Source organism: Thauera sp. 63 (genome assembly GCF_000310165.2).
In the GTDB taxonomy this organism is placed as follows: domain Bacteria; phylum Pseudomonadota; class Gammaproteobacteria; order Burkholderiales; family Rhodocyclaceae; genus Thauera; species Thauera humireducens.
Genome location: NZ_AMXC01000035.1, coordinates 1 through 11,920, shown reverse-complemented (window position 1 = coordinate 11,920; position 11,920 = coordinate 1). Strand labels below are relative to the sequence as shown.

At 70.0% G+C, this 11,920-nt stretch carries 10 protein-coding genes; 7 read left to right on the top strand and 3 right to left on the bottom strand.

Annotated features, from left to right (window positions below; translation table 11 throughout):
* Nucleotides 1–5 precede the first annotated feature (5 nt).
* The 3 genes from yjgA to C664_RS17525 are packed head-to-tail and all read left to right on the top strand — an operon-like array spanning nt 6 to nt 2,412.
* Complete coding sequence (yjgA, locus tag C664_RS17535; RefSeq protein WP_004291438.1) at nt 6–620, top strand: ribosome biogenesis factor YjgA; 615 nt, start codon at nt 6–8, stop codon at nt 618–620.
* Between the two features lie 44 nt (nt 621–664).
* Nucleotides 665–1,255 carry a molybdopterin adenylyltransferase gene (gene mog / locus C664_RS17530; RefSeq protein ID WP_004291437.1) on the top strand — a complete coding sequence of 197 codons (591 nt, stop codon included), beginning with the start codon at nt 665–667 and terminating at the stop codon, nt 1,253–1,255.
* 5 nt (nt 1,256–1,260) lie between these two features.
* Nucleotides 1,261–2,412, top strand: a complete 1,152-nt coding sequence (locus tag C664_RS17525; protein WP_004291436.1) for a methyltransferase — start codon at nt 1,261–1,263, stop codon at nt 2,410–2,412.
* 48 nt (nt 2,413–2,460) lie between these two features.
* Here C664_RS17525 and C664_RS17520 read toward each other — a convergent pair whose 3' ends face one another.
* Together C664_RS17520 and msrP are read right to left on the bottom strand one after the other, a co-directional pair.
* Nucleotides 2,461–3,141 carry a sulfite oxidase heme-binding subunit YedZ gene (locus C664_RS17520; RefSeq protein WP_004291435.1) on the bottom strand — a complete coding sequence of 227 codons (681 nt, stop codon included), beginning with the start codon at nt 3,139–3,141 and terminating at the stop codon, nt 2,461–2,463.
* Between the two features lie 90 nt (nt 3,142–3,231).
* The gene (gene msrP, locus C664_RS17515; RefSeq protein ID WP_038012293.1) at nt 3,232–4,170 is read right to left on the bottom strand and encodes a protein-methionine-sulfoxide reductase catalytic subunit MsrP; all 939 of its coding nucleotides are present in this window, start codon (nt 4,168–4,170) and stop codon (nt 3,232–3,234) included.
* 172 nt (nt 4,171–4,342) lie between these two features.
* Between msrP and aroG the strand changes: the two genes are divergently transcribed.
* The 3 genes from aroG to C664_RS17500 are packed head-to-tail and all read left to right on the top strand — an operon-like array spanning nt 4,343 to nt 7,715.
* On the top strand, nt 4,343–5,428 hold the full coding sequence (gene aroG, locus C664_RS17510) for a 3-deoxy-7-phosphoheptulonate synthase AroG (RefSeq protein ID WP_004291433.1): 1,086 nt from the start codon (nt 4,343–4,345) through the stop codon (nt 5,426–5,428).
* A gap of 50 nt (nt 5,429–5,478) precedes the next feature.
* Entirely contained in the window at nt 5,479–6,936 is a 1,458-nt protein-coding gene (gabD, locus tag C664_RS17505; RefSeq protein ID WP_004291431.1) for an NADP-dependent succinate-semialdehyde dehydrogenase, read from the top strand.
* Nucleotides 6,937–6,968: 32 nt separating this feature from the next.
* Nucleotides 6,969–7,715, top strand: a complete 747-nt coding sequence (locus C664_RS17500; RefSeq protein WP_004291430.1) for a response regulator — start codon at nt 6,969–6,971, stop codon at nt 7,713–7,715.
* Between the two features lie 6 nt (nt 7,716–7,721).
* Here C664_RS17500 and C664_RS17495 read toward each other — a convergent pair whose 3' ends face one another.
* Nucleotides 7,722–10,685 carry an ATP-binding protein gene (locus tag C664_RS17495; RefSeq protein WP_004291428.1) on the bottom strand — a complete coding sequence of 988 codons (2,964 nt, stop codon included), beginning with the start codon at nt 10,683–10,685 and terminating at the stop codon, nt 7,722–7,724.
* Nucleotides 10,686–10,702: 17 nt separating this feature from the next.
* Between C664_RS17495 and torT the strand changes: the two genes are divergently transcribed.
* Nucleotides 10,703–11,875: a TMAO reductase system periplasmic protein TorT gene (torT, locus tag C664_RS17490; protein WP_004291427.1), complete on the top strand. Its 1,173-nt coding sequence runs from the start codon at nt 10,703–10,705 to the stop codon at nt 11,873–11,875.
* Nucleotides 11,876–11,920: the final 45 nt, after the last annotated feature.

Below are 11,920 nucleotides of genomic sequence, written 5' to 3'. Positions count from 1 at the left end.
CCGCAATGCGTTCAGATTCGCGCCACCACGGCCATCACGGCCACGATGAGGAAGACGACTTCATCGAACCGCCCAGCAAGAGCAGCCTCAAGCGCGAGATGCATGCGCTGCAGGATCTCGGCGAGCAGCTCGTCGCGCTGTCGCCCGAGCGCCTGAAGAAGGTGCCGCTGCCCGATTCCCTGTACGAGGCCATCCGTGCCGCGCAGGGCTTCAAGATGGAAGCCCGCCGCCGCCAGATGCAGTACATCGGCAAGCTGATGCGCAAGATCGACCCGGCGCCGATTCAGGCCCAGCTCGACATCTTCAGCGGCAACTCGGCCGCCGAAGTCGCCAAGATGCACCGTCTCGAGCGCCTGCGTGAGCAGCTGCTGGAGGACGACAAGGTCCTCGGCACCATCGCCGAGACCTGGCCCGAGGCCGACCTGCAGTACCTGCGCACCTTGCGCCGCAATGCGCTCAAGGAGCGCGAGGCCGGCAAGCCGCCGAAGTCCTTCCGCGAGATCTTCCGCGTGCTGCGCGAGCTGCAGGAGGCGCAGGACGCCGCCGCCGAGGCTCAGGCGGGGGACGCGGAAGGCGCCGACGAACACGATGACGACGATAGCGGTGACGTGCGCGCCTGAGGCAGCGCATGTCCCGTTCAGCCCTTGATAGCGAGACTGACTCCATGAGCGAACACATCCGCATCGGCCTCGTGTCGATCAGCGACCGCGCCTCCGATGGCACCTATGAAGACCAGGGCATTCCCGCGCTGAAGGACTGGCTCGGCAAGGCGCTGACATCGCCCTGGAGTGCCGAGGCGCGGCTGATCCCGGACGAGCGTCTGCTGATCGAGCGCACGCTCGTCGATCTGGTCGATACGGCCGGCTGCAACCTCGTGCTCACGACCGGCGGCACCGGCCCGGCAGTGCGCGACGTCACGCCCGAGGCCACGCTCGCCGTCGGCGACAAGGAGATGCCGGGCTTCGGCGAGGAGATGCGCCGCATCAGCCTCAACTTCGTGCCGACCGCCATCCTGTCGCGTCAGGTCGCGGTGATCCGTGGCCGCTGCCTGATCATCAACCTGCCGGGCCAGCCCAAGTCCATCCGCGAGACGCTCGAAGGGGTGCGCGACGCTGACGGCGCAGTGCGCCACGTCGGCATCTTCGCTGCGGTGCCGTACTGCATCGACCTCATCGGCGGGCCCTACATCGAGACCGACGACGCGGTGATCAAGGCTTTCCGCCCCAAGCACGCGATCCGGCCGAAGCAGGCCTGACCGGCGTGAGCGAACAGCCGCAGTTGCACTGGACCGAGGGCGACACCCCGCACGGCGCCGCCTGGCGTTCCGAGAACGGCCAGCCGGCCCCCAGGCGGGTGGTCGTGGCCGACGACACGATGACGGCGGACGCTGCCTGGCGCCTGGCCTGCGAAGGCACGGCGCTGCTGTGGCGGGGCGACTATCACAACGCCCGCCAGTTGCTGCAGGCGATGGCGCGGCGAGCCGACCGTCGGCCGAAGAAGGGAGCCGACAAGGCGCGCCCGCTCGCCGAAAGCTTCCATCTGCACCGCATGGCGCAGGCGCAGCGCGCCCGCACGCTGGGCATGCTGCTGATCCCGGTCGAGGCGGGCGGACGCATTGCGCTGCGGCGGGCGCCCGAGGTGCGCGAGGCGCTGGCCGAAGCCTTCGGCGACGAGCACGCCGCCTTGCTGCAGGCGCCCTTCGTGCTTGCGTTGCGCGAGCTGCTGGGCCTGATCGGCGCACACGAGTGGCGGCGCAAGGGCGTGATGGTGCCGGCGCTCGGCGACCGCATCCATCCCTGGTATGGCGTGTTCTCGCCGATCCGCGGCGAGTACCTCGACCTCATCGCGCGCGCGCCGCTGCCTTCAAAGGCGCGGGCCTTCGACATCGGTGCCGGCACCGGCGTCATCGCCGCGCTGCTCGCGCGCCGCGGCGTGCAGCAGGTGGTCGCTACCGATCTGTCGCCGCGGGCGCTGGGCTGCGCGCGCGACAACCTCGCGCGCCTCGGGCTCGACGCCTGTGTCGAGGTGATCGAGGCCGACCTCTTTCCGCCGGGTCGTGCGCCTCTGGTGGTGTGCAATCCGCCCTGGGTGCCGGCCAAGCCGACCGCTGCGGTGGAGCAGGCTGTGTACGACCCCGACAGCCGCATGCTGCGCGGCTTCTTGAGCGGGCTGGCCGCGCACCTGGAGGAGGGCGGCGAGGGCTGGCTGATCCTGTCGGATCTCGCCGAGCATCTCGGCCTGCGCAGCCGAGACGAACTGCTTGGCTGGATCGAAGCCGCGGGACTGAAGGTCCTTGGCCGCGACGACATCCGCCCGCGCCACGGCAAGGCTGCGGACGAGACCGATCCGCTTTACAAGGCGCGCGCGGCCGAAATCACCTCGTTGTGGCGGCTGGGCGTGCGGGGCGCCTGAGGCGGCCTACTCGAGGCGGCCTACTCGAGGCGGCCTACTTGAGTCGGTCTACTTCGGCACGATGCGGATGACCGGCCGCTCGAGATGCTTGGCTGGCGGCGGCACCGACAGCTGGCGCCGCCGTTCGAGTTCGCGCCACCAGGCGCGCAGGCCGAGCAGTACCGCCAGGATCAGCGCGTAGACGAGCGGTTCGAGCAGGTCGGCCTTCACCAGCCACCAGAAATGCACCACGCCGAGGATGGCGATCGCGTAGCTCGAGCGGTGCAGGGATTGCCAGCGCCGGCCACCCAGCTTGCGGATGGCGAAACTGTTCGAGGTCGCCGCGAGCGGGATCAGCAGCACGAAGGCGGCGAATCCTACGGTGATGAAGGGGCGCTCGAGGATGTCGTTGGCGATCGCCTGCCAGTCGAAGAACTGGTCCAGCCAGAGGTAGGTCGTCAGGTGCGCTGCGCCATAGGCAAAGGCGAAGAGCCCGAGCATGCGGCGCAGGCGCAGCAGCCAGTGCATTCCGGTGTAGCGGCGCAGCGGAGTGACGGCGAGCGTGATCAGCAGGAAGCGCAGGGTCCATTCGCCGCTGGCGCGGGTGATGGTCTCGATCGGGTTGGCGCCGAGGGCGTCCTCGTACCACCCGAGCGCGAGGTTCAGGGCCGGCAGCAGGCAGATCAGGAAGACGACCGCCTTGATCAGGGCAATCTGCGCGCCGGAGGGCGCGCGCAGGAAAGTGGGCATTACGGGAGACGCTCTATCGTGTGGTTGCGGGCCGCATTGTCCACGCCGGGCAGCCGTTCGCAAGCCTGCCGGCGCGGCGGTCGCGGGGGGTCAGTAATCCTTGCGCAGGTCCATGCCCTGGTACAGCGATGCGACCTGTTCACCGTAGCCGTTGAACATCAATGTCTGGCGCTTGCGGATCTCGCCGATGCGGCGCTCGGTGGCCTGGCTCCAGCGCGGGTGAGACACCTCGGGGTTCACGTTGGAGTAGAAACCGTATTCGTGTGGCGCCGCGCGGTTCCAGGCGGTCGGGGGCTGCTTCTCGGTGAGGCGGATCGTCACGATCGACTTTGCGCTCTTGAAGCCGTACTTCCAGGGCACGACCAGGCGGATCGGCGCACCGTTCTGGTTGGGCAGCACCTCGCCGTACAGGCCGACGGCGAGGATCGTCAGCGGATGCAGGGCTTCGTCCAGGCGCAGGCCCTCGCCGTAGGGCCAGGCCAGCACCGGGCGGCGCAGCATGATCTCGGGGTCGTAGTGGGTCAGGAACTCGACGTACTTCGCGCTGCCCTGCGGTTCGACCGCCTTCAGCAGCGCCGCGAGCGGGAAGCCGACCCAGGGGATCACCATCGACCAGCCCTCGACGCAGCGCAGGCGGTAGATGCGCTCTTCCAGCGGGGCGAGCTTGAGCAGTTCGTCGATGTCGAAGGTGCGCGGCTTGCCGACCAGGCCCTCGACCTTCACCGTCCACGGGCGGGTCGCCATCCGGTGCGCGTACTGCACCGGATCGCCCTTGTCGGTGCCGAACTCGTAGAAGTTGTTGTAGGTGGTGACCGACTTGAGGTTCGTCAGCGGCTCGGTGGTGCTGAGCGGCGACGCCACGGTCGACAGCTTGTTCGCTGCGCGGGCTTCGCCGCCCACGCCGTGCCAGAGCGCCGCGCCTGCCGCGAGGCCGAGTCCGCTGCGGACCATGAACTGGCGACGTTGTTCGAAAAGCGTGCGAGGAGTGATCTCGGAAGGAACGATGTCTGAGGGGCGGTGTATAAGCATGGCAGGTGTGCCTGGCGTGTGGTTGGCAGGAAAAACGATGAAACCGTACGAACAGACGCTGAAACCGCCGGTCGGTTCAGCCTATAAGTGTTATTACGAGGTCGCAGGGCGGGGTGGTGGCGATTTCAGCTAGAATCGCGCGCTACCCCTAGTCATGACGCAGAGTTTCGACATGCCCGCTTCGAACAAGATCCACATCGACGATGTCCGCATCCAGGAGATCAAGGAGCTCGTGCCGCCTTCCCACGTGCTGCGCGAGTTCCCGGCTACGCCGAAGGCGGCCGAAGTCGCGTTCGAGGCACGCCAGTCGATCCACCGCATCCTGTACGGCGCGGACGACCGCCTGCTGGTCGTGATCGGCCCCTGTTCGATCCACGATCCGGAAGCCGCGATGGCGTACGCCGGCAAGCTCAAGGCCGAGGCCGAGCGCCTGAAGGACGACCTGCTCGTCGTGATGCGCGTCTACTTCGAGAAGCCGCGCACCACCGTGGGCTGGAAGGGCCTGATCAACGACCCCGGCCTCGACAACAGCTACCGCATCAACGACGGCGTGCGCCTGGCGCGCAAGCTCCTGTGGGAGATCAACGAGCTGGGCCTGCCGGCGGGCACCGAGTTCCTCGACATGATCACGCCGCAGTACATCGGCGACCTGATCTCCTGGGGCGCGATCGGCGCCCGCACCACCGAGAGCCAGGTGCACCGCGAGCTCGCTTCCGGCCTGTCCTGCCCGGTCGGCTTCAAGAACGGCACCGACGGCAACGTGCGCATCGCGGTCGATGCCATCAAGGCCGCACAGTCGCCGCACCATTTCCTGTCGGTGACCAAGGCCGGCCACTCGGCCATTGTGTCGACCCGCGGCAACGAGGACTGCCACGTCATCCTGCGCGGCGGCAAGGCCCCCAACTACGATGCCGCCAGCGTCGACACCGCGTGCAAGGAGCTCGCCGCCAGCGGCGTGCAGGGCAAGGTGATGATCGACTTCTCGCATGCCAACAGCCGCAAGCAGCACCGCCTGCAGATCGAGGTGGCGAACGACGTCGCCGCGCAGATGGCGGCGGGCGAGGACCGCATCATCGGCGTGATGGTCGAGTCCCACCTCAAGGAAGGGCGCCAGGATCTGGTGCCGGGCAAGGCGCTCGAGTACGGCAAGAGCATCACCGACGCCTGCATCGGCTGGGAAGACAGCCTGCTGGTGCTCGACACCCTGGCCGAAGGCGTGCGCCAGCGCCGCGTGAAGCGCGCGGCGCAGTTCGAGTGAGCGCGACGCACGCCACCCCCGGAACGGACGAACTCCCGGAGCTGCAGCCAATGCGAATGAAAGACGACACCCTGCTGCGCACACGTGCCTACATCGATGGCGCCTGGACAGAGGCGGACGATGGCGCCCGCTTCGATGTCCTAAACCCCGCGGATGGCGGCGTGCTGGCGAGCGTGCCCGACATGGGCGCGGCCGAAGCCCGGCGCGCCATCGAGGCGGCGGCGGCGGCCCTGCCGGCATGGCGTGCGCGTACCGCAAAGGAGCGCGCGGCGATCCTGCGCAAGTGGTTCGAGCTGATCATGGCCCACCAGGAGGATCTGGCGGTGCTGATGACCTCGGAGCAGGGCAAGCCCCTGGCCGAGGCGCGCGGCGAAGTCGCGTACGGCGCCTCGTTCATCGAGTGGTTCGCCGAGGAGGGCAAGCGCGTCTATGGCGACGTGATTCCCGCTCATGGCGCCGACAAGCGCATCCTCGTGCTCAAGGAGCCGATCGGCGTGGTCGCGGCGATCACGCCGTGGAACTTCCCGATCGCGATGATCACGCGCAAGGCGGGCCCCGCGCTGGCTGCCGGCTGCACGATGGTGATCAAGCCGGCCGAGGACACGCCCCTGTGCGCGCTGGCGCTGGCCGAGCTGGCCGAGCGTGCCGGCCTGCCGAAGGGCGTGCTCAACATCGTCACGACCATGAAGGCGGCCGAAGTCGGTGGCGAGCTGACGGCCAACCCGATCGTACGCAAGCTCTCCTTCACCGGTTCGACCGAGGTCGGCAAGCTGCTGATGCGCCAGTCGGCCGACACGGTGAAGAAGGTCGCGCTCGAACTGGGCGGCAACGCCCCCTTCATCGTTTTCGATGATGCCGACCTCGACGCCGCGGTGGCCGGGGCGATGGCCTCCAAGTACCGCAACGCCGGCCAGACCTGCGTGTGCGCCAACCGCCTGCTGGTGCAGGACGGCATCTACGACGCCTTCGCCGCCAGGCTGGCCGAGGCGGTGGCGAAGCTCAAGGTCGGCCCCGGCCTGTCGGGCGACGTGCAGCAGGGCCCGCTGATCAACGCCGATGCCGTCGCCAAGGTCGAGGAACTGCTGGGTGACGCGGTGGCCAAGGGCGCGAAGATCGTCTGCGGCGGCAAGCGCCATGCGCTGGGCGGCACCTTCTTCGAGCCCACCATCGTCACCGGGCTGACGCCGGCGATGCGCATCGCGCGCGAGGAGATCTTCGGTCCGGTGGCGCCGCTGTTCCGCTTCCACACCGAGGACGAGGCGATCCGCATGGCCAACGACACCGAGTTCGGCCTGGCCGCCTATTTCTACGCGCGCGACATCGCCCGCGTGTGGCGTGTGGCCGAGGGCCTGGAGTACGGCATCGTCGGCATCAACGAAGGCATCATCTCGACCGAGGTCGCGCCCTTCGGTGGCGTCAAGGAGTCCGGCATCGGCCGTGAAGGCTCGAAGTACGGCATCGACGACTTCGTCGAGATCAAGTACCTGTGCATGGGCGGGATCCGCTAGTCCAGATCCTGTCTCGCCCGATAGGCAACGCCATGCAGCCCGCTCGCGATGCGCACGCGCCCACCTTGCTGGTCGTCGATGACGATCTCGTCACCCAGGCCCGCCTGAGCGCCTACTTCAGCCAGGAGGGCTACACCGTCCTGCTGGCGGGGGACGGCGAGGCGCTGTGGCAGACGCTGGCACACACGCCGGTCGACCTCGTGCTGCTCGACATCAACCTGCCCGGGCAGGACGGCCTGTCGCTGGCGCGCGACCTGCGGGCTCGTAACGGTGCGATCGGCATCATCCTCGTCACCAGCCGCAACGACGATGTGGACAAGATCGTCGGCCTCGAGGTCGGCGCAGACGACTACGTCACCAAGCCCTTCAATCCGCGCGAGCTGCTGGCCCGCGTCAAGAGCCTGTTGCGCCGGGCGGGCGAGCTGCGTGCCGGGGGACGGGCGGCCGAGCGCGCGGAGGTGTTCCGCTTTGCCGGCTGGACGCTCGATCTGCCCCGCCGCCGGCTGTTCGACCGGGCAGGGGCCGAGGTGGCCCTGACGCGCGGCGAGTTCGAGGTGCTGGGCCTGCTGGTGCGCCACCCCGGCGAGGTCATGAGCCGCGACCGCCTGTCGCGGGCCGTCAATGGGCATGACTGGGATCCGCAGGACCGCACGATCGATGTGCTCGTGCGTCGCCTGCGGACCAAGATCGACGCCGAAGGCGAGTCCGACTCGCTGATCACCACCGTCCGTGGCGAGGGCTACCGCCTCGCGGTCGAGGTCCAGGCCCGCGCGTCCTGAAGCGCCTCAGCGCCGGTCGTCGGCGAGCCGGGCCAGCGTGGCGCGCAGCGCGCGGACGGTTTCGCGATAGGTCTGCTGCAGGGCACTCGCGCGCTCGGGGAGCGAGATGTGCTGCGCCTCGTTCAGGAGGTCCTGTTCCAGGCTTCCCGCTTGTGTCCGGAGGGCTTCCAGCCCGAGGTTGGACGCCGCGCCGCGCAGCTTGTGTGCCAGCCTGCGGCACTCTCCGGCATCGCCTGCGTGCGCGGCGTCGAGCAGCGCGCTGACGAGGGTGTCGCCCTGCGAGGCGAAGACCGCTGCGATCTCGCCGAGCACGGTATCGCCGAGCGCGTCGTGTTCGGTACGCAGGAAGTCCTCGCTGACCCATTCCAGCCTTGCCGCATTACGCGCGTCGGTTGCCTGCGCGTCGCCGGCATCCGGCTCGGGCGCTGTCGCCGCGCCGTCGCCCAGCAAGCGCGCGAGCAGGGCCTGCAGTTGCGCGCGCGTGAAGGGCTTGGGCAGGAAGGCGGCAAAGCCGGCATCGAGCAAGGCCTTCACCTCGTTCGCGGGCACGTGCGCGGACATCAGCACGGCGGGCAGCTGTGGCACGCCGGGCAGGGCGCGCAGGCGCGCCAGCAGTTCGCGGCCGTCGCCGTCCGGCAGATTCATGTCGATGAGGGCGATGTCCGGCCTGTGCCGGTCGACGGTCGCGAGCGCGGCCTGGATATCGCCGGCGCATAGCGGGTGCTGGTCGAGCGTCTGCAGGAAGCGCTCGACCACCATGCGATTGACGGCGTCGTCCTCCACCAACAGCACCGTGTGGCCTGGCGCAAGCTGCACGGGCGACGCACCGGCGCTTGCCTTGGGGGACGCCGGTGCCGGAGCCGGCGTGAAGGCAAATTCGAAGCTCACCGTCGTGCCTTGCCCCGGGGCGCTGTCGATGGCGATCTCGCCGCCCATGGCCTCGATCAGGCGCTTGCACACCGCCAGCCCGAGGCCGGTGCCGCCGTGGTGGCGGCCGCTGTCGCGTACCTGCACGAAGGGCTCGAGGATCTCGCGCTGGCGTGCCGGGTCGATGCCGATGCCATGATCCTGGACCGCGAAGCGCAGGCCGTCGGGTCGCGTCCCCGGTGCGATGCGCACGGTGACGGCGCCTTCGTCGCTGAACTTGATCGCATTGCCGACGAGGTTCAGCAGGATCTGGCTGAGCTTGCGCCGGTCGCCGAGCAGGGCGTCGGGCACGCCCGGGTCGATGTCGGCCACCAGGGCCAGGCCGCGCGCCGCCGCCCGCGTGCCCTGCACCGCGAACACGTCGTTGACCGTGTCGCGCAGGCTGAAGGGCGTGTTCTCCACCTGCACGCCGCCGGCCTCGATGCGGGCGAAGTCGAGCATGTCCTCCAGCAGTTCGAGCAGCAGCACCGCGGCCGAGCGGATCTGCTCCAGGTACTTCTGCTGCCCGGGCGCGGGGTCGGTGTCCTCGAGCAGTTCCAGCAGGCCGAGGATGCCGGCCATCGGGGTCCGCAGCTCGTGGCTTACGGTGCCGAGGAAGGCGGTCTTGGCGCGGTCGGCCTTCTCGGCGGTGAGGCGTGCTGCGGCGTGTTCGGCGGTCTCGCGTGCCAGTGCGGCATTGCTGTCGCGCAGTTCGGCGGTGCGGGCGGCGACCTCGTGCTCGAGCTGCTGTTGCTGTACGCGTAGGGCTGCGGCGAGCTGGTCGCGCTCGACGGCGTCGTCGCGGAAGCGGGCGAGCGCACGCGACAGCGAGGCCAGTTCGTCGTCGCCGTCGGTGTCGATGCGCACGTCGCGCTTGCCGCTGGCCAGTGCCAGCGTCGCCTCCTCCAGTGCCAGCAGGCGGCCGAGGGTATGCCGGCGCAGGACCTGGATGAGGACCAGCGCGGTGACCAGCAACAGTGCCGCGCCGATCACGCCGAAGGCCAGTACGCCCGAGCTGGCGCTGCGCTCGGCGCTCAGGCCGGCTTCGGCGAGGATGCGCCCGCCGCGATGGATCAGCTCGCCGGCCAGCGCGTCGAGTTCGGTCGTCAGCGTGCCGACCTCGGCCTGGGAGGACTCGCTGCGGGCGCGCAGTTCAAGTTCTGCGCCGCGCATGTCGAAGGCGCCGCCAGGCCCGGTCGCGCCGGCGAGCGCGGCGTGCAGCGTCTCGCCCTGCGCGCGGGCACCCGGGTCGGCGACGTCGCGGACCCGGCGCGCCAGCAAGGCGAGCTGGGTGTCGAACGCGGCACGCGCCTCCTGCAGCCGCGCGGGGGTGTCGACTTCGTCGAGACGGTCGACGAGGCTGCCGAGGGCGTGGGCGGTGAGCACGAGTTCATGCATGCGCTCGAGGGTGTCGAGGTCGACGTCGAGCAGGCGGTCGCTTGCCGTGGTGCGATCGGGTAGGGGGGCTGGCGTCGAGGGGGCGCCCGTCTCGGCCTGCAGCAGCGTGGTCAGCGTCGACACCAGCAGGGCCGTGGCGTTGTCGGTCTGCGCCCGCGCGAGCGCACCCAGCTCGTCGATGCTGTCGCGCAGGGCGCGGGCGGCGGCGAGACGTGCGTCGCGAACCTGCAGGCGGGCGGCGATGGTGTCGGCCATGATGCCGAGGCGGGCGGCCAGGGTGTCGCCGGTTGCCTGCAGGCGCGCGCGCAACTCGGGTTCGACGTGCGGCGAGTCGAGCCGTGCGAGGCGGTCGCGGATCAGCGGCAGTTCGGCATCCAGGGTCGCGCGCAGCTGGTGGAGCTCGCCGGTCGTGTCGGCGCGCGCCAGGCGCGGGGCCAGGGCGGCCAGGCGGGCGTTGCCGCGCACCGCGTCATGCAGGGCGTCGGCGGTGGGCAGGGTCTCGCGGACGATGGCCTGCTGGCTGCCGACCACGCGCTGGAAGCTGATCCAGCCGACGACGGCGACGATGATCGTGCCCAGCGCCCCGAACAGCAGGCCGAGCATCAGCCGTTCGCGCAGGCCGAAGCGGCGCCGTGGCGGGGCTTTCACGTAAGATGGGGCGTCCATATAGAGGTGATTTCGTCGTGGATCCGCTTCGCGCCCTTGCCAGACCGGGCTGGCCCTCATCTTACCGGCGGCGCGCCTGCCGGGCGCTGCAAACCGCGCTGCGTGCGACGCTCTTCGCAGCAGGCGTCGCCTCGTCCGCTGCGCTTGCCTCGCCCGCGGCAGGGTACGCCGACTGGCTGGCGGAGCGCTGGCCCGTCGAGCGCTGGCGCGGCGACCAGCGCGCACCGGACGGTGCAGGACAGGCATCGGGCATGTTCGAGCGCGTCGTCGCGTCACGGCCGTGGCGGTTGTGCGCCGTGTATCCGCACCTGAAGGACAGCTACTGGCTGGCGGTGAACTTCGGCATGGTCGAGGAGGCCCGCGCGCTGGGCCTGGGCCTGCATGTGCTCGAGTCGGCCGGCTACGAGCACCTCGAGCGCCAGCGCGAGCGCGTCCGGGCCTGCCTTGCGGACGAAGGCAGCGATGCGCTGCTGGTCGGCACGGTGAGCTACGCCGGCCTCAACGACCTGCTCGCGCCCGAGGCCGCGCGGCGGCCGGTGCTGGCGCTGGTGAACGACATCGACGCCGGCGCCGTGCGGGGCAAGGTCGGCGTGCCCTGGTACCAGCTCGGCTGGAAGATCGGTCGCTGGCTGGCCGAGCGCCACCCGGCGGGTTCCGCCGGGGCCGACATCGCCTGGCTACCCGGGCCGCCGGATGCGGGCTGGGTGGACTTCATCGACCGCGGCTTTCGCGACGCGGTCGCGGGCAGCGCGGTGCGCATCGTCGCCGTGCGCGGCGGCGATACCGGGCGCTCGATCCAGCGCCAGCTGGTCGAGGAGGTGCTCGACGCCCATCCCCGGCTCGATTACCTGGTGGGCAACGCGCCGATGGCGGAGGCGGCGATTGCCGAGCTGAGGCGGCGCGGTCGGGAGGACGAGGTCGGCATCGTGTCGTCCTACGTGACGCCCGGCGTGTATAGCGGGTTGCTGCGCGGGCGCATCCGGGTATCGGTCAGCGATTTTCCGGTGCTGCAGGGACGCATGGCGGTACGGCAGGCGCTGCGCGCGCTGGAAGGCATGGAGATCGAACCTCACGTCGGCCCTGGCGTGGAGCTGGTCGATGCCGCCACGCTGAAGCGTTTCCCGGCGCACTGGATGCTGCCGCCGGCGGGTTTCGTGCCGGTCTACGAAGTGGCGCCGACCCGGCCTTGAGGACCGGGCCGGCGCCACGCCGGCTTTTGCGCTTTGCTGGACGAG

Excerpts from the sequence above, each read along its gene's own strand:
- yjgA (WP_004291438.1), top strand. The coding sequence starts at position 6 with ATGCGTTCAGATTCGCGCCACCACGGCCATCACGGCCACGATGAGGAA.
- mog (WP_004291437.1), top strand. The coding sequence starts at position 665 with ATGAGCGAACACATCCGCATCGGCCTCGTGTCGATCAGCGACCGCGCC.
- C664_RS17520 (WP_004291435.1), bottom strand. The coding sequence starts at position 3,141 with ATGCCCACTTTCCTGCGCGCGCCCTCCGGCGCGCAGATTGCCCTGATC.
- msrP (WP_038012293.1), bottom strand. The coding sequence starts at position 4,170 with ATGCTTATACACCGCCCCTCAGACATCGTTCCTTCCGAGATCACTCCT.
- aroG (WP_004291433.1), top strand. The coding sequence starts at position 4,343 with ATGCCCGCTTCGAACAAGATCCACATCGACGATGTCCGCATCCAGGAG.
- gabD (WP_004291431.1), top strand. The coding sequence starts at position 5,479 with ATGCGAATGAAAGACGACACCCTGCTGCGCACACGTGCCTACATCGAT.
- C664_RS17500 (WP_004291430.1), top strand. The coding sequence starts at position 6,969 with ATGCAGCCCGCTCGCGATGCGCACGCGCCCACCTTGCTGGTCGTCGAT.
- C664_RS17495 (WP_004291428.1), bottom strand. The coding sequence starts at position 10,685 with ATGGACGCCCCATCTTACGTGAAAGCCCCGCCACGGCGCCGCTTCGGC.